Source organism: Nocardia sp. X0981, from assembly GCF_977089955.1.
In genome coordinates this window covers 4,387,991-4,403,256 of sequence record NZ_OZ372435.1, presented here as the reverse complement: position 1 = coordinate 4,403,256, position 15,266 = coordinate 4,387,991, and the positions used below count along the sequence as shown (strand labels likewise).

13 protein-coding genes and 2 pseudogenes are annotated in these 15,266 nt (G+C 68.0%); 10 read left to right on the top strand and 5 right to left on the bottom strand.

The genetic code is table 11. From position 1 onward, the window contains the following. The first annotated feature begins 137 nt into the window (after nt 1-137). Nucleotides 138-341, top strand: coding sequence for a hypothetical protein (locus ACYR7D_RS19295; RefSeq protein WP_459545925.1), 204 nt, complete (start codon nt 138-140; stop codon nt 339-341). 558 nt (nt 342-899) lie between these two features. Beyond that, nucleotides 900-2,426: a bifunctional aminoglycoside phosphotransferase/ATP-binding protein gene (locus ACYR7D_RS19290; RefSeq protein WP_459545924.1), complete on the top strand. Its 1,527-nt coding sequence runs from the start codon at nt 900-902 to the stop codon at nt 2,424-2,426. On the opposite strand, the pseudogene ACYR7D_RS19285 reads toward ACYR7D_RS19290, so the two are convergent. Next, nucleotides 2,415-2,693, bottom strand: a pseudogene (locus ACYR7D_RS19285) (zinc-binding alcohol dehydrogenase family protein); the annotation flags it as partial. The gene ACYR7D_RS19290 and the pseudogene ACYR7D_RS19285 sit on opposite strands and share 12 nt — an antisense overlap. 273 nt (nt 2,694-2,966) lie before the next feature. Between ACYR7D_RS19285 and ACYR7D_RS19280 the strand changes: the two are divergent. Then, on the top strand, nt 2,967-3,611 hold the full coding sequence (locus ACYR7D_RS19280) for a response regulator (protein WP_459545923.1): 645 nt from the start codon (nt 2,967-2,969) through the stop codon (nt 3,609-3,611). A gap of 40 nt (nt 3,612-3,651) precedes the next feature. On the opposite strand, the pseudogene ACYR7D_RS19275 reads toward ACYR7D_RS19280, so the two are convergent. Continuing rightward, nucleotides 3,652-4,320: pseudogene (locus ACYR7D_RS19275) on the bottom strand (dienelactone hydrolase family protein); the annotation flags it as partial. 627 nt (nt 4,321-4,947) lie between these two features. Between ACYR7D_RS19275 and lpqS the strand changes: the two are divergent. The 6 genes from lpqS (at nt 4,948) to ACYR7D_RS19245 (ending at nt 11,807) form a co-directional block, all read left to right on the top strand. After that, nucleotides 4,948-5,331, top strand: coding sequence for a putative copper homeostasis (lipo)protein LpqS (gene lpqS, locus ACYR7D_RS19270; protein ID WP_459545922.1), 384 nt, complete (start codon nt 4,948-4,950; stop codon nt 5,329-5,331). Between the two features lie 101 nt (nt 5,332-5,432). Next, nucleotides 5,433-6,560: a PLP-dependent cysteine synthase family protein gene (locus tag ACYR7D_RS19265; RefSeq protein ID WP_459545921.1), complete on the top strand. Its 1,128-nt coding sequence runs from the start codon at nt 5,433-5,435 to the stop codon at nt 6,558-6,560. Beyond that, nucleotides 6,557-7,840, top strand: coding sequence for an MFS transporter (locus ACYR7D_RS19260; protein ID WP_459545920.1), 1,284 nt, complete (start codon nt 6,557-6,559; stop codon nt 7,838-7,840). The genes ACYR7D_RS19265 and ACYR7D_RS19260 overlap by 4 nt, the downstream gene beginning before the upstream one ends. Before the next feature lie 173 nt (nt 7,841-8,013). Continuing rightward, nucleotides 8,014-9,402: a lipase family protein gene (locus tag ACYR7D_RS19255; protein ID WP_459545919.1), complete on the top strand. Its 1,389-nt coding sequence runs from the start codon at nt 8,014-8,016 to the stop codon at nt 9,400-9,402. A 298-nt stretch (nt 9,403-9,700) separates the two neighbouring features. Further along, nucleotides 9,701-10,915 (top strand): cytochrome P450 family protein, encoded by a 1,215-nt coding sequence (locus tag ACYR7D_RS19250; RefSeq protein WP_459545918.1) that lies wholly within the window; start codon nt 9,701-9,703, stop codon nt 10,913-10,915. A 376-nt stretch (nt 10,916-11,291) separates the two neighbouring features. Beyond that, nucleotides 11,292-11,807 carry a hypothetical protein gene (locus ACYR7D_RS19245; RefSeq protein WP_459545917.1) on the top strand — a complete coding sequence of 172 codons (516 nt, stop codon included), beginning with the start codon at nt 11,292-11,294 and terminating at the stop codon, nt 11,805-11,807. Between the two features lie 46 nt (nt 11,808-11,853). Here ACYR7D_RS19245 and ACYR7D_RS19240 read toward each other — a convergent pair whose 3' ends face one another. Beyond that, the gene (locus ACYR7D_RS19240; RefSeq protein WP_459545916.1) at nt 11,854-12,342 is read right to left on the bottom strand and encodes a hypothetical protein; all 489 of its coding nucleotides are present in this window, start codon (nt 12,340-12,342) and stop codon (nt 11,854-11,856) included. Nucleotides 12,343-12,769: 427 nt separating this feature from the next. Here ACYR7D_RS19240 and ACYR7D_RS19235 point away from each other — a divergent pair, with 427 nt between their 5' ends. After that, nucleotides 12,770-13,084 carry a hypothetical protein gene (locus tag ACYR7D_RS19235; RefSeq protein WP_459545915.1) on the top strand — a complete coding sequence of 105 codons (315 nt, stop codon included), beginning with the start codon at nt 12,770-12,772 and terminating at the stop codon, nt 13,082-13,084. 276 nt (nt 13,085-13,360) lie between these two features. Here ACYR7D_RS19235 and ACYR7D_RS19230 read toward each other — a convergent pair whose 3' ends face one another. Both ACYR7D_RS19230 and ACYR7D_RS19225 read right to left on the bottom strand, forming a co-directional pair. Continuing rightward, nucleotides 13,361-14,365, bottom strand: coding sequence for an oxygenase MpaB family protein (locus ACYR7D_RS19230; RefSeq protein WP_459545914.1), 1,005 nt, complete (start codon nt 14,363-14,365; stop codon nt 13,361-13,363). 247 nt (nt 14,366-14,612) lie between these two features. After that, the gene (locus tag ACYR7D_RS19225) at nt 14,613-15,242 is read right to left on the bottom strand and encodes a TetR/AcrR family transcriptional regulator (protein WP_459545913.1); all 630 of its coding nucleotides are present in this window, start codon (nt 15,240-15,242) and stop codon (nt 14,613-14,615) included. Nucleotides 15,243-15,266 lie beyond the last annotated feature (24 nt).

Below are 15,266 nucleotides of genomic sequence, written 5' to 3'. Positions count from 1 at the left end.
CCGGTCACCGGGACCGTCCGGATCCGGCGCGGACCACCGGCGCCTCGGATGCCCGTGGTTTCCGGGGCTGTCGGACGGCGCCGACCGGCGTTACCTTCGAAAGGTCCGCGGCTCCACCCCTTTCGAAAGGAATCATCGTGCGCAACGCCCTACGCGGCACAATTCTCGCCGCTGCCCTGCTGGTGGCTCCCGTTGCCGCCGCGACGTCGGCTCCGGCCCTACCGCTCGAACAGCCCCGGGTGATCGAGCAGCCGGAAAGCGCCGAAGAGACCGGCATCGTATGCACCATGCAGTACCCACCGAGCCCGCTCTGTTTGCTGGCCTCCTTGTCGGCCGCGTAACACGCGATCGGCGTGCGCGGCGCTGCTGACCCATCGGGTATCGGCGAGCGTCCACGCCGGGGCCGGCGTCACCGGCAGCTCCACGGCAGCGTCGCGCGGAACGCGCGCCGGGCTCGGCGGCGGACCCGGCGCGCGTCCCCCACCCGCCGCTCGGGTCCATGGTCCCGGCGGCGAGGGTATCAGGACCCTCCTCCGGCTCCGCGACTCGTTGGACCCTGGGAGCATGACACCGGAGCGCCTCGTATCCCCGTCGTCCACGCCACCGACGAGGGCTCCACCCGTGATCCCGCCGAGTACACAGCCGGCGAGCGCAGCGCGGAGGGCGAACCGCACGGTATCGGCCGGGGACCCCCGGCGTTCGCCGGGCACCACGCACACGTCGAAGCCTCCTCGAGGTGCTCCCCCACCGCCTCACGGGAGGCGGACACCACGGCAACCCGCGTGACCGGTCCGTGGTCGTCGCGGGTCCACGTCCCCCGGCAACCCCGTGGGGCTGCCCACGCATACGCGACCGCCATCCATCTACGGGATCACCGCGGCATATCCGAAGGAGCGGCCATGGGCCGGTACGCTGCACCATCCGACCAGCTGGGCATCGGCGATATGGCGGCGGCCGGTGGCAAGAGGGCCGAACTACGCGAAACCTATACCGGTGTGGTCGTACTGTTCGGCGACCGCGCGTACAAGGTGAAGAAGCCGATCACCACCGATTTCCTGGACTTCGCCACCCCGGCGGCCCGGCGACGGGCCTGCCTGCGCGAGCTCGAACTCAACCGGCGGCTCGCACCGGATGTCTATCTCGGTCTCGCCCATCTCACCGATCCGCTCGGCGGTGCGGACGAACCGGTACTGCTCATGCGCCGGATGCCCGAGCAGCGCCGGTTGTCCACCCTGCTCGCCGACCCCGAGGGCCCAGTACGCGATCTGCGCCCACTGGTGGCCACTCTCGTCGCTTTCCACGAGAACGCCCGACGGGGCGCGGATATCGATCGCGCCGGGACGGGTACGGCCCTGCGCGACCGCTGGCGCGGCGTACTGGGGACATTGCGCGAACAGTCTCCCGAGTTCCTCGATCCCGCCCGGCTCGCCGCGATCGAGGACCGCGCGCTGGACTACGTCCGCGGCCGGGATCGTTTGTTCGCACAGCGCATCGCGGACGGGTGGCTGGTGGACGGTCACGGCGACCTGCTCGCCGAGGACATCTTCGACCTACCGGACGGCTTCCGGATCCTGGACTGCCTGGATTTCGACGACGAACTCCGCCATATCGACCGTCTCGACGATATCGCCTTCCTGGCCATGGACCTGGAATTCCTCGGCCACCCCGAGTACGCGGACCGGCTGCTCGCCGACTACCGGCAACTCAGCGGCGACCGGGCGCCCCGCTCGCTGGACCACCACTACCGGGCCTATCGGGCTGCGGTGCGGGCGAAGGTCGATGTGATCCGCTACGGCCAGGGGGAGGGCACCGCACGCGACCAGGCCGAGCGGCATCTCGCCCTGGTCGAACAGCACCTGCGGCGCGGAGCGATCCGGCTGGTCCTGGTCGGAGGACTACCCGGAACGGGCAAGTCGACGGTTGCCCAGCGACTCGCGACCGCGACCGGATCGCACCTGCTGTCGACTGATCCGATACGCCGGGAATTGATGCGCGCGGGCGAGATAACCGGGACGATCGGGGTCTACGACACCGGCGCGTACACCCCGGAGAGCAAACACCGGGTCTACACCGAATTGCTGCGGCGGGCCCGTCCGCTGCTGGCGGCGGGCGTACCGGTCGTGCTGGATGCCGGCTGGTCCGACGCCGGCGAACGGCGCCGGGCGCGCGAACTCGCCACGGCACTCGGTGCAGAGCCGGTGCAGCTGCGGTGCGAATGCCCGCGGGACACCGCCGACCGGCGGCTAAGGGACCGACCCCACGGTGACTCCGATGCCACCCCGCCGATAGCGCACGCCATCTCGGCGGCGACCGCGCCCTGGCCCGAGGCCGAAGTGCTCGATACCCGGCAACCGCCCGGGGCCGTCGCCGCGGCGGCGTTGCGCCGATGGCACGACAGCCGGAGCCGGACGTTCTCAGGGCAGTAGCACCGCCGCACCGTCGAAACGGCCGTGGGCCAGATCGGCCAGGGCCTCGACGGCCCGATTCAGGGGGTAGGGGTGAGTCGTCACCCGCAGCCGGTGGCGGGCCGCGAAAGCGAGAAAATCGCGGGCATCCACGCGCGTATCGGATGTGACGCTGCGGATCTGCCGTTCCCGGAACAGATGGCGCCGATAGTCGAGCGGAGGGATATCGGTGAGATGAATTCCCGCCGGCGCCAGGGTGCCGCCCGCGGCGAGAGCTTCCAGCGCCGGCGAGCCGTCGTCACGTCCCACCAGATCACCATCACGAAAAGAAGAGGGGCAGAGCCGAATGCCACCGGCCTCCGCTCACCAAATGCCTTCCGGCCGTACTCGCACACCGGTGTCCCGCCGGAGCGGCCCCACGCGCACCGCGACCGCGACCTGCACAGACCGGCCGGCCGGTCAAGGGCCGTTCGTCGTCGGATACGGGGCCCGTGCCGCCACAGCTCGAGCACTTCGCTCCGTACGCTGAGGACAACCGATACCCGAGAGAGGGTGGACTCATTGGTCAGGGTGTTTCTGGTCGACGACCACGAGATCGTCCGGCGCGGGGTGAGTGATCTGATCGAGGCGGAACCGGATCTGGAGGTCGCGGGTGAGGCGGCCGACGCCTCCCAGGCGCTGGCCCGGATCCCCGCGCTCCGGCCCGATATCGCCGTCCTCGATGTCCGGCTGCCCGACGGTAACGGCATCGAACTGTGCCGGGAGCTGCGCTCGGGGAACGAGGACCTGCGCTGCCTGATGCTCACTTCCTTCACCGACGACCAGGCCATGCTCGACGCCATCCTCGCCGGCGCCAGCGGTTACGTCGTCAAGGACATCACCGGCCTGGACCTCGTACGCGCCATCCGCGAAGTAGCCGCCGGCAAGTCCCTGCTGGACAACCGGGCCGCGGCCGCGCTGATGGCGAAATTCCGGGCCGAAGCCGAAACCGCGACAGGACCGCTCGCCGGCCTGACCGAACAGGAACGCACCCTGCTGGCGCTGCTGGGCGAGGGACTCACCAACCGTCAGATCGCCGGTCGTATGTTCCTTGCCGAGAAAACCGTCAAGAACTATGTCTCGAGATTGCTCACCAAACTGGGCGTCGAACGCCGGACCCAGGCCGCGGTCCTCGCGACCAAGCTCATCCCGCCCGACCACAGGTGAGCCGTGAAACGACCCGTGGCCGGGCCCGGCGGTACCGGCCTCACGGATCGGACCGCTGGGCCGGTGCCGAGGTCAGGCGCGCGACCAGCCACTCGCGGGCCAGCTCGGCGACCCGCTCCAAGGTTCCCGGCTCGGCGAACAGATGGGTGGCGCCGGGAACCACGACCAACTCGGTGGCGCCGGGCATCTGCCGCGCTGCCGACCGATTGAGTTCCAGGACCTGTAGATCATCGCCTCCCACGATCAGCAGGGTGGGTGCGTGTACCGCCCCGAGCGCCGGTCCGGCCAGGTCCGGTCGGCCGCCCCGCGAGACCACCGCGGTGATCGTGACGCCGGGGTCGGTCGCGGCCCGTAGCGCAGCGGCCGCTCCGGTACTGGCGCCGAAGTACCCCAGACGCAGCAAAGCGAGCTCCGCACGCCCCGTCGTCCAGTGGGTGACCTCGAGCAGTCGCCGCGCGAGCAGCTCGATATCGAAAACCCCCGTCCGCGCCTTCTCTTCATCCTCGGTGAGCAGATCCACGAGCAGGGTGGCCAGCCCGGCACGGTCGAGAACTTCGGCCACGAACCGATTGCGCGGACTGCGGCGGCTGCTCCCGCTACCGTGCGCGAATACCACCAACCCGAGCGGATTCGCCGGCACCGACAGATGACCGGCCAACTGCCCGCCGTGGGCCGGGATGACGACCTCCTCGTCGCGCCGCGGTGGCTCGTCGTCGCCTGCGCGCACGATGACCATCTCCTCCGGCCGACCTGGTTCGTACAGCCGCACCGCGAATGCCGAAGCGACCGAGCGTACTGCTCACCACCACACTCGTCGTCCGCGCGCTTCGCTGATAGTGCCGGAAGATGCCCCGGGACGAGGACCAATGTCATCGGCCAGGGTGTCACGGCCTCCCCTCGGGGGAGCCGACCGGTGACTCCCGGCTCCCGGGGAGGCGATCTCCGGGCCGGCACGCGCCGATTCCCCGGAGCCCGGATTCCGGGCCGGCACCCATCCGATGCCGAGAACACCTATCGCTTGCATACCCCCTGGGGGTAGTATATAAGTAGAGGCGTCCCGTCGGCCGGTGGCCGCGATTCCGGATGGCTTCCGAACTCTCCACGGTCGAGGGAAACGCGGTGAACACCAAGGCCACAACGGCGGAAGAGAGGAGGGGGTGCAGATGATCAGGATACGCGGGCATGCCGGTACACAACGCGGATACCCGGACCGGGTTCGGCATCCCCGGGCCGGCGAACCGTCTCCGGTGACCACGCACCTGCCCCGCCCTCGCCGCCGGCGCCCGGATCCGAGTGCGGCGCGGTGAACGTTTCCGCTCGTCTACGACGCACGCCGGTGGCACTGTTGATGGCGGTCCTGCTCATCGCCCCGATCTTCGACTGTGCCCTGCACCGGGCAGACCAGCACACCCATTCCGCCGGTGCGGTGACCGCCGTGGCCGTCGGTAGCTCGCACACCGGCCACCTGCACGGTATGGGTGGCCACCCCGGCGGCCACTGTGATCAGCACATGCTCCACTGCGTCGAGAAGGCGGTGCTGCCCTCCGGCGGCACGACCGTGCCGCTGTTCCCGTGGGCAGCACTCATCGGGACGGCCACCCTGGCCGCGAGCGCTCTCGGGTGCGCCGGCATCCAGGGGATCCGAGGCCCGCCGGGCACCGGATCACCCGTATCGAACGGGCGCACCATTCTCACCGAATTCTGTATCTCCCGACGCTGATCGGTCAGCGCCAGGCCGCCGTATGCCGTCGGCCGGTGTTCGCTGCCTGCTCACCGTCTCGACCGCCCCGGGTGGCGGTTCGGATACAGAAAGCGACAATCATGAACAACGTCGTGCCCGGCAAGTCCGTCGCGTCTTCTGCGGCTACGCTCCCACCACCCGCTCCGGTGCGAGATTCGAGTTCGCTGGTCGGCAATACCCCGGTTCTGTGGGTGGGGGCGCCACTGGCACCTCCCGGCCGCGGATTCTGGGCGAAATTGGAGGGGTTCAACCCGGGCGGGATGAAGGATCGTCCGGCACTGCACATGGTCCGGCGCGCGAAACAGCGCGGCGCTCTGGCACCGGGTGCCCGTATCGTCGAATCCACCAGTGGCACGCTGGGCCTGGGGTTGGCGCTGGCGGGAGCGGTGTTCCACCACCCTGTCACCGTGGTCACCGATCCGGGCCTGGAACCGATTGTGGAACGTATGCTCGCCTCCTACGGCGCCCGCGTCGAACTGGTGGCCGAACCACATCCCAGCGGGGGCTGGCAGCAGGCCCGCCGCGACCGGGTCACCGAACTCCTGGCGGCCGAGCCCGGCGCGTGGTGCCCCGACCAGTACGGCAACCCCGACAACGTCGGCGGATACGAATCCCTCGGACTCGAGCTGATCCAGCAACTGGGGGGCGTCGACGTCCTGGTGTGCGCTGTCGGCACCGGTGGTCATTCGGCCGGTGTGGCGCGGGTACTACGCCGATCCAACCCCGAGCTGAAGCTGATCGGCGTCGACACGGTCGCCTCCACGATCTTCGGCCAGCCCGCCGGCCCACGGGTCATGCGCGGGCTCGGTTCCAGCATCTTCCCCCGCAATGTCGACTACCCGGCCTTCCACGAAGTGCACTGGGTGGCACCGGCGGAAGCGGTCTGGGCCTGCCGTGCCCTGGCGGGTACCCATTACGCGACCGGCGGCTGGAGCGTGGGGGCCGTCGCCCTGGTCGCCGGATGGGCCGCACGCACCTTCCCGGCCGGTACCCGGATCGCCGCGGTGTTCCCCGATGGCCCGCAACGTTATTTCGACACCGTCTACAACGACGACTACTGCCGCGAACACGGACTGCTCGACGCCGCCCCGCCGATCGAACCCGACGTTATCGCGCACCCGGCGCAAAGGGTGGTGCATTCGTGGACCCGCTGCACCGCCATCATCGATCCCCACACCAGCAACCCGGCAGAGGAGAGCGCATCGTGACCGTACTGAAGAGCTTCCGCAGCTTCGACCGCGCCGCGCGGCTGCTGATGATCAACCAGTTCGGTATCAACCTCGGCTTCTACATGCTGATGCCGTACCTGGCCGGCTACCTCGCCGGCCCCCTGGGACTGGCGGCATGGGCGGTCGGGCTGGTGCTCGGAGTCCGGAATTTCTCCCAGCAGGGCATGTTCCTGATCGGCGGCACGCTGGCCGACCGGCTCGGCTACAAACCACTGATCGTCGCGGGCTGTCTGCTACGCACCGGCGGCTTCGCCCTGCTGGTGTTCGCGACCTCCCTGCCGTGGCTGCTGATCGCCTCCGCCGCGACCGGGTTCGCGGGCGCGTTGTTCAATCCGGCCGTGCGCGCCTATCTGGCCGCCGACACCGGCGAACGCCGCGTCGAAGCGTTCGCCGTGTTCAACATCTTCTACCAGGCCGGCATCCTGGCCGGGCCGCTGGTGGGCCTGGCCCTGATGTTCCTCGACTTCCGTATCACCGCCGCCGCGGCTGCGGTCGTGTTCGGGATCCTGACCGCCGCACAACTGCTCGCCCTTCCCGCCCGCCGCGACCGCAAGACCGCGGAACCGACGTCGGTACTGCAGGACTGGCGAACGGTGGCGGCCAACCGCCGCTTCCTGTGGTTCTCGCTGGCGATGATCGGCTCCTATGTGCTGTCGTTCCAGGTGTATCTGGCCCTGCCGCTACAAGCCGAATACCTGGCAGGTGACCACGCGCAGGCACTGGTCTCGGCGCTGTTCGTGGTCTCCGGAATCGTTACCGTGGCCGGACAATTGCGGATCACCGCATGGTTCGGAGCGCGCTGGGGAACCGGGCGCAGCCTCGTGATGGGTATGGCGATCCTGGCCGCGGCGTTCCTGCCATTGCTGGCCGTGCCCGGACCCGCCCGATTCGGCGTCGGCGCCGCTGTCGCCGCCTTGCTGGTCACCACGGCACTGCTCGCGGTCGGCACCGCCGTGGCGCTCCCCTTCGAAATGGACACCGTCGTCTCCCTCGCCGGCGGGAAACTGGTGGCCACCCATTACGGCTTCTACAACACGATCGTCGGTATCGGCATCCTGGCCGGCAACCTCGCCACCGGCGCCGTCGTGGGCGCCGCCCGAGCCGCCGGTGCGGACTGGGCGGTATGGGCCGGTCTCGGGTTCATAGGAGCGCTGTCGGCCTTCGCGCTACACCGACTCGACCGAGCACAACCGGACGGACGGAACATTCGCGAGGAACGGAACCCGTACACCACCACCCGCCGACCGGCTCGGAGATGAACGCCGCACTCCGGCAGGCACAGCGGAAAAGGTCTGTCTCAATCTCGTGACACAACACTGCGATCGGCTCGAGGTCACGTAATCTTGGTGTCTGGCCCCGGTATGACAGGGGACCGAAACCCGCATCTCCTCGGGTGCCAGATGTATCGACATCGCACCCAGGGGCGTGTGCCATGAGATGTTTGCGCGCCGGCGCTCTCGTGTTGTTCGTCATCGTGCCGTTGCTCACCGGGCAGGCCGCCGCCCAGCCGCTCGCACCGCCCGAATCACCGATGTCCCCGCTGCCCGCGGCCGCGAGCGGTGCGCTCCTGCCCGGTATCCAGCAGTGGATCGACCAGGTGGTTCCGCAGCCACCGATCGCACCGGTGCCGCCGGAGGAAGCGCAGGAGACGACACCGGAACTGGCGGCGCTGCGCCGGGCGGTGCTGCCCGCGCCGGTCGGCGACCCGATATTCGATCTGTGGCCGCCGGATCTCGCCGGCTACGCCCCGGGTGCGGTGATCGAGTTCCGGGATATCACCGCCTCGGCCGCACCGCTGGTCGTGGTGCCGATCCGGCAGGCGCTGCTGTTCAAATACCGGACCACCGACGCACACGACCGTCCCTCCTTCGCCACGGCCACGCTGGTGATTCCGGCGACCGCCTCACCGGTGCCCGGAGCGCGGCCGGTGGTGGTCAACAACCTTCCGATCGACGCTCTCGGTCGTCACTGCACACCGAGCTATACCCTGGCGCACGGCTTCTCGTTCGACAGCTCGCTCACCGATTTCGTACCGCCCACCACGCATCTGGCCGCGCTGCGCGGTTACGCCGTACTCATACCGGACCACGAGGGTCCGCTGATGGCCTACGCCGAGCCCTACGTCGCGGGGCACGCGGTACTGGATGCGGTGCGCGCGGTACGCAATTGGCGAGGGGACGAGTTCGGCGCGAGCCGGTTCGCGATGACCGGCTACTCCGGCGGCGCGATCGCCACGCACGGCGCGGTGAAACTGATCGAGAGTTACGCACCCGATCTCGCGCCGGCACTGGCCGGTGCGGCGCTCGGCGGCGTACCCGCAGACTACGAGATCCTGGCCCGCAGCATGAACGGCAATCCGGCCTCGGCCGTGTTCATGGCGGCCGTCTTCGGTATCGCGCGCGAGCGGCCCGAGATCCTGGCCCGGATGAATCATCTCGCCCAGTGGGTGGCCACCTCACCGATGAAAGACCAGTGCGTGCGCGTTCTCGCGCTACCCGGCGTGCTGTCGCTACCGATCGATATCGCCGCGAATATCGCCGATCCACTGCAATCGACGCTGGCACACGAGGTCTACGAAGTGACCCGGATGCCGGGGCTCGCGGCGGCGACGCCGCTCTACATCTACAACGGTGAACAGGAGTTCTGGATCCCGGCCGAGGGGGCGCGCAACCTCTACCGCGAGCAGTGCTCCCTCGGCGTCACCGCGGTCTACCGTAGTGTGCTCGGCGAACACATCATCGCGGCCGCCCTCGGTTATCCCGAGGCCGTGGCCTGGCTGGACGAGCGCCTGCGCGGCATCCCAGCGGTAAACGAATGCTGAAGGCATATCACAGGAGCCCGCACCGATTCGACGGTAGCGGTTTCGTGGCGGGGCCGCTTCGGCCGGCCCCGGCCCCAGCGTGTGAAACGGCCCCACGGGTACCGGTCGCCAGGAATTCCCGGTGTATCTTTCCCGACACCGGTACCGTGAACAACGCTGTTCGCCGAGCGGAACCCGGCCGTACCTGTCTCCAGGAAGCGATCGCTCGTCGAGTACCCGTCCCGTCGATTGGAGCCTCGTCTTTGAGCGTGCACTACATCTCGGTACCGCAGCACCGGCGTTCGGCCTCGGGTGCCCGATGATCCACAGCGAACCCACCGGAGCGGCGGCACCGCGCTTCAGTATCTATTCGGAGGAATTCGCGAACGATCCGCACAGCGCCTATGCCACGATGCGTGAGCGCCACGGTGCGCTGGTTCCCGTCGAACTGGCGCCGGGGGTACCGGCCACCCTGGTGATCGGTTACGCTGCCGCTCTCCGAATCCTCAATGATCCCGAACGGTTTCCCGCGGACCCACAACACTGGCAGAAGAGCATCCCGCTCGATTCACCGGTACGGCCGATGATGAAGTGGAACCCAACCGTCCTGCACAACAGTGGCGAACTGCATCAGCGCTATCGGCGGGCGCATGTGTACGCCATCGACGGAATAGATCTGCACCGGTTGCACCAGGACGTGGAACGGGTCGCCGGCCCGCTCATCAACTCGTTCTGCGAATCGGGAAAAGCCGATCTCGTCTCCCAGTATGCGTTCCCGCTGGTCTTCGAGGTGCTCAACCGTATGGTCGGATGCACCCCGGAGTTGGGGCAGCGGGTGGCGGCGGGGGTGGCAGAACTTTTCGAGGGTGTCGATGCGGAATGGGAGACGAAACGTCCCGCCGAGGCGTTGCTGGAGATCATTGTCGAGAAACGATCCGATCCGGGCGACGATATCTCCTCACGGCTGGTTCACCATCCGTCGGCACTCGACGACGAGGAAGCGGTGTACAACCTGAGCACCATCTACGCCGCCGGGGTGGAACCGCAGCAGAATCTCATCATCAACGCCCTGCTGTTGATGATGACCGATGAACGTTTCGGCGGAAGCATGCTCAGCGGCAGCTTGACCACCCGGGACGCATTGGACGAGGTGCTGTTCAACGATCCACCGCTGGCGAACTTCTGTCCCACTTATCCGCGTCAGCCGATCCTCCTCGACGACACATGGCTGCCGGCCGATCAGCCGGTACTGATCAGCCTGGCCGCCTGCAACAACGATCCGGCCATCCGGGGTGACGACTTCGCCGGTAACCGGTCCCATCTGGCCTGGAGTATCGGGCCGCACGCCTGCCCGGCCCGCTCGGCCGCGTACGTGGTGGTCGAGGCCGCGATCGATCTGCTGCTCGACGCACTCCCGGAACTGGAGCTGGCGGTGCCGGTCGAAGCACTCGTCTGGCGCCCGGGGCCGTTCCACCGGGCGCTGGCGGCACTACCGGTCGTCTTTCCCCCCTCGCCGCCGCTGAACCCTGTGTAGACAGTGATGAAGCGAGCCCCGCCGGCTCGCCGTGGAACCGCACCGCGGTTCTCACAGTTCGTGCGCACCGAGCACGCAACCCGGCATCACCACGAGGGTTGCGTGTTCGGGTGCGTTTCCGAACCCGGCGCCCGGACGAGGGTTCGCATACCCGGCGAACCGGTCGAGCATACGAGCGGCAACCTCGGCGGTGACCGAGCGGAAAAGGACGAACAGCCCCTCGAGCTCGGTGACAAGATCACCTATACCCTGAGAGCGCCTGTTCCGCTCGGCCCGCAAACCGGGCCGGACCGAACGAAGGCGAGTACGGAGACCAGTTCACCGTCGACTACCACTACGAACAGCGCGAGCATGCGGCACACATCCGGGAGGACAGATGACCTCGAACGAACAAACCCCACGCGGGCAGATCCCGGAGTACGAGGCGAGCCGGCACGACGAGGATTTCCACAACTGGCTGCGGATGCAGGAAAAGCAGGTGGAGAGCGAGTTCGTCCACCGCGACGTCCCCGAACTCGACGGTCACCTCTATACACGCGAGGGCCTCGTCATCGCCGAACACCAGATGCTGCTCCGCTACCCCACCGACCACGACATGTTCACCGAGGAAAACCTCGAGACCGCCCTGCACTTCGTCTACGTCATCGGCGAGACCTTCCGGCGCGCGCTCGACGGCACCTGGGTTCTGTTACCCCCGCACCCGCCCGAACGCCCCGACCCGCTGGCCGTTATCGACTCCCCCATCTGGACCGCGTTCCACGATCTGCAGCATATGATCGGCTTGGCCTTCGACCGCCGCTCCGGAAAAGAGATTTCGTGGATCTACGATCGCGCCGTCAAGCGGCACCGGAAATGGGTGGACGCCGGTCGGCCCGCCCGCGGCGACGAGTAGGCCCGCGACCTCCCGCCCGGTGAAGGGGGTACCGGTCACCGGCCGCTCAGCCCGATACGGCGCGGGGGTCGGGCAGATAGTTGCGGGCCTGCTCACGTACGCCGCCCCACATGGCCGCGCCGACCATCGGCGTATTCGCCGCGATATGCAACTGCCGCTGCCCGAGATCCACTACGGCGGGGACCACGACGGCGCCGAAGCTCATCGGCTTGTTGATCACCGCCTGTAGAGCGCCGGGATGTACCCGCTCGGAGACGAGTGCCGCGACGGCGGTGGAACCGCCTTTCACGCCCAGGAAGCCGCGCCGGCGAATCGACTTGGCGAATTGGTCCACCTGCCGGGTGAAATCACCGACCACGGGGTGGGTCAGGTCCGTCACATGGCCGACACAGACAGCGAGCTCGATCGGATTCATCGCATTCGCGACGGCCGAGCCGACCCCGATCACGCTCCACACCGGGCCGAGCCAGTGCTGCGTGATCCGCAGCCGCCCCCGGCCCATGTTGTGGGTGACAGCGGCGAGATAGCTCTGCACGACCCCGCTCTGTCCCCCCGGGCCCCGATCCCACCCATGTTCATTCTTATTCTTAACTGGCAAAGAAAATTGCCGCCCGCCTCCACTCTTACATATCATGAATATTTTCCCGATACATATCGTATATGATCTAATTCATTCGGAATCTGCCCCCGCTCTTCGGTATATCATCCATCAAAGGCGAAACGGCAGAGGTTCGCCGATCCCACCTGATAAGTTACTCACCATTCTCCGCTGCATCGACCGCCGGCGGAGCTGTTTCGACTCAGGGACGCGCGAGCAACGATGACTCCACTCGACGATCGCAAGGCTCCGGGAACCGGCGGACGCCCCGGCACCGCAGTGCCACCGCCGGCCGGCGACACCACTTCGCGTCCGTGACCCGACCCCGTCCAACCACCGTTCGTCGACCATCGGAAGGAATACGATGACGTACACCCCCCTCCGCCTGGCCATCACCTCGATCGCGGCAGCCGGTCTGATCGGCACCGCGGCCGGTGCGACGGCCGCTCCTCCGGCCACCCCGCATCCGGCGCCGGTGGCCGAAGCCGGAACCGGCTCGGCAATGGTGGATTCGGGCTCGACGGCCGCGCAGTCGGCCGTCGAAGCCGTCCGACGCGCCGATATCTTCGGGGTCATCGCCCTGCTCGTCCTCACCCCCTTCCACATGCTGACCGGCGGCGTCTGCGATCTCGCCACGCTGTCCGCGCTGCCGAATCCGTGCTCCCCGAGCACCTACTGACCGTGCCCGGCCGAAAGCGCGGCGAACGGCCCGGCGCGCGACGCCCGAGCGGGTGCGACCCGTATGCGCCGAGCCGGGACGGCGAGCCATGACCCGGTCCACCGGTCACCTCGCAGCGTGCCGCCGGCGGCACCGGCCGGGGTGCGAAGCCCGCCCCGGCCGGGAACAGCGGCCGGTACCGGACAGACCTCCGCCGCACCGCCTGCTCGCACTGCCGAGCGGCCGGTAGGCCGGCTCCCTCCCCGGAACCGGCGTACCCACGCGACAGCGACGACCTCACTCCCGGATATCACTCCCGGCCACGAGCCCCGGCTCGGAGAGGTGCGCCGACCCGGCGCCGGGACCGGCGGCCACCCGCACATAGGACTGACGCACCTCTTTTATCTTGCCGTCGCGCATGGCTCGCACCAGTAACCGCACCGCACCTCGCAGCACCGCCTTCTTCGGGCGCGAGTACTGCGGCGTGTTCATCAACCGCTGGGCCCACATCGGATGTAGATCCTGCACCACCCAGAAGAGCAGCGCATACACCGGCCGGAGGTACCACGGATGCCGCCAGGGCGCGAGAGGGTTCAGGTGTTCGACTGTCGGCATGGTGACACCGAGCATCGGCAGCGAGTCCGCCAGCAGCTGGTGAACTCCCGCTTTCGTCGTCGGCACATCGGTCGCGCCGAGTTCGGCACCCATCCGCGCGTATTCGCGGAAGAACTCCTCGAGCCGCTCCCCGCGCATCGGCCGGGGGTGGTACCGCTCGTGAGCGGCGGCCAGTGCCCAGGCCATCGTCGCGTAGTTCCAGCACAGCAGTTCGGGGTCGCTCGCGCGGTAGGGGTGACCGTCGGGCCGCACGCCCTCGACCCGGTCGTGCATGGCACGCACGGTACGCGAAACCCGCTCCGCCACCGAACTCGGCCCGAACGCCACCCCCAGGAAGAAGGACAGGGTGTGGCCCCCGCGTGAGGCCAGAGCATCGGCGTCGAATCTCCCGGTGGGCACACCGTCCACCCGCTCCAGGGCCCGGGTGTGCTCGTAACCCATCCACGCCATGTCCGGGTGCAGTGTCTCGATCATCGCCGCCGCGGCGAGTCCGATCTGGACCGTGGGCAGGTGTTCGTGCAAATACCACACGGCGCTGCCGGGGCCGAACCAACCGGGGTCGCCGGCGGGTTCCGCGAATTGCACATTCTTGAAGAATTGCTCCCGGGTCGATTGGAACGAGAAATCGACGAGCCGATCGTAAACGGTTCGGCTCCCGACGCTTTCAGGGGTATATCCGGTAACCATCGAAAAATGCTAACGCGACCGATCAATCGCATACCAGTCGCATTTCAACTCCCCACAATCCTCCGGATAACACCAGTTCACAAGGCATATAAACGCGCACGGACAATATTTCCGAGACATCCGGTCGCATTATCGTCGCCTCCGCCGACAACGCGGCGTTCGCACCATGTACGCGGCGAATTCTCCCGTCTCGAGTCCGCACGCGATACACGGGGCCGGGGCGAACGATCCGATCGTGCGGCCGGAATCAGACCGCCGTCGGTTCGGGGCCGGTGAAAGCGATCAGCAATCGCGTGAGCTCGTCGATGAACTCCTCGCGCGGAATATCCGGGCGGTCCAGCACGTAGCGGATGATGATCTGCTGGAAGGCGTGGAATGCCATCCATGCCATGGCGGGCGCCCGGCCGGGCTGCCCCGGCCGGGTCACCGCGGCGAGATAGCCCGCGATGAGGTCACCGGCGCGCTGTTCGACGATTCTCCATTCGGTCGAACCGCCCAGACGCGGCATCTGTTCGACCAGCACCCGCACGAGTTGACGGTTCTGCTCGGTGACTTCGAGGGCGGCGGCCACGGCAGCGCGAACCCGCTGCGCCGGTTCCCTTGCCGCGGGGCCGGTCAAGGCGCTCAGCAGGCCCTCGGCGACCTGCCCGATCATCCGCTCCACCGTCATCGCGACAATCGCGTCCTTGTTCGGAAAATACTGGTAGAGGCTACCGGAGCTGATGCCGGCGTCCGCGACGATCCGGTGGGTGGAAACCCCGTCGTATCCGTCGGTGATCAGCAGGCGGGCACACGAATCCAGGATTCGCTCGACCATACGCCGTGAGCGCTGCTGCCGGGGGACCTTCCGCGGCACCTGTCGCGCGGTTCCCGCCATCGCGCACCTCCTCGGATTCTCGGC

Coding starts and splice junctions, on each gene's coding strand:
- ACYR7D_RS19290 (WP_459545924.1), top strand. CDS start 900: ATGGGCCGGTACGCTGCACCATCCGACCAGCTGGGCATCGGCGATATG.
- ACYR7D_RS19265 (WP_459545921.1), top strand. CDS start 5,433: ATGAACAACGTCGTGCCCGGCAAGTCCGTCGCGTCTTCTGCGGCTACG.
- ACYR7D_RS19255 (WP_459545919.1), top strand. CDS start 8,014: ATGAGATGTTTGCGCGCCGGCGCTCTCGTGTTGTTCGTCATCGTGCCG.
- ACYR7D_RS19250 (WP_459545918.1), top strand. CDS start 9,701: ATGATCCACAGCGAACCCACCGGAGCGGCGGCACCGCGCTTCAGTATC.
- ACYR7D_RS19245 (WP_459545917.1), top strand. CDS start 11,292: ATGACCTCGAACGAACAAACCCCACGCGGGCAGATCCCGGAGTACGAG.
- ACYR7D_RS19235 (WP_459545915.1), top strand. CDS start 12,770: ATGACGTACACCCCCCTCCGCCTGGCCATCACCTCGATCGCGGCAGCC.
- ACYR7D_RS19230 (WP_459545914.1), bottom strand. CDS start 14,365: ATGGTTACCGGATATACCCCTGAAAGCGTCGGGAGCCGAACCGTTTAC.
- ACYR7D_RS19225 (WP_459545913.1), bottom strand. CDS start 15,242: ATGGCGGGAACCGCGCGACAGGTGCCGCGGAAGGTCCCCCGGCAGCAG.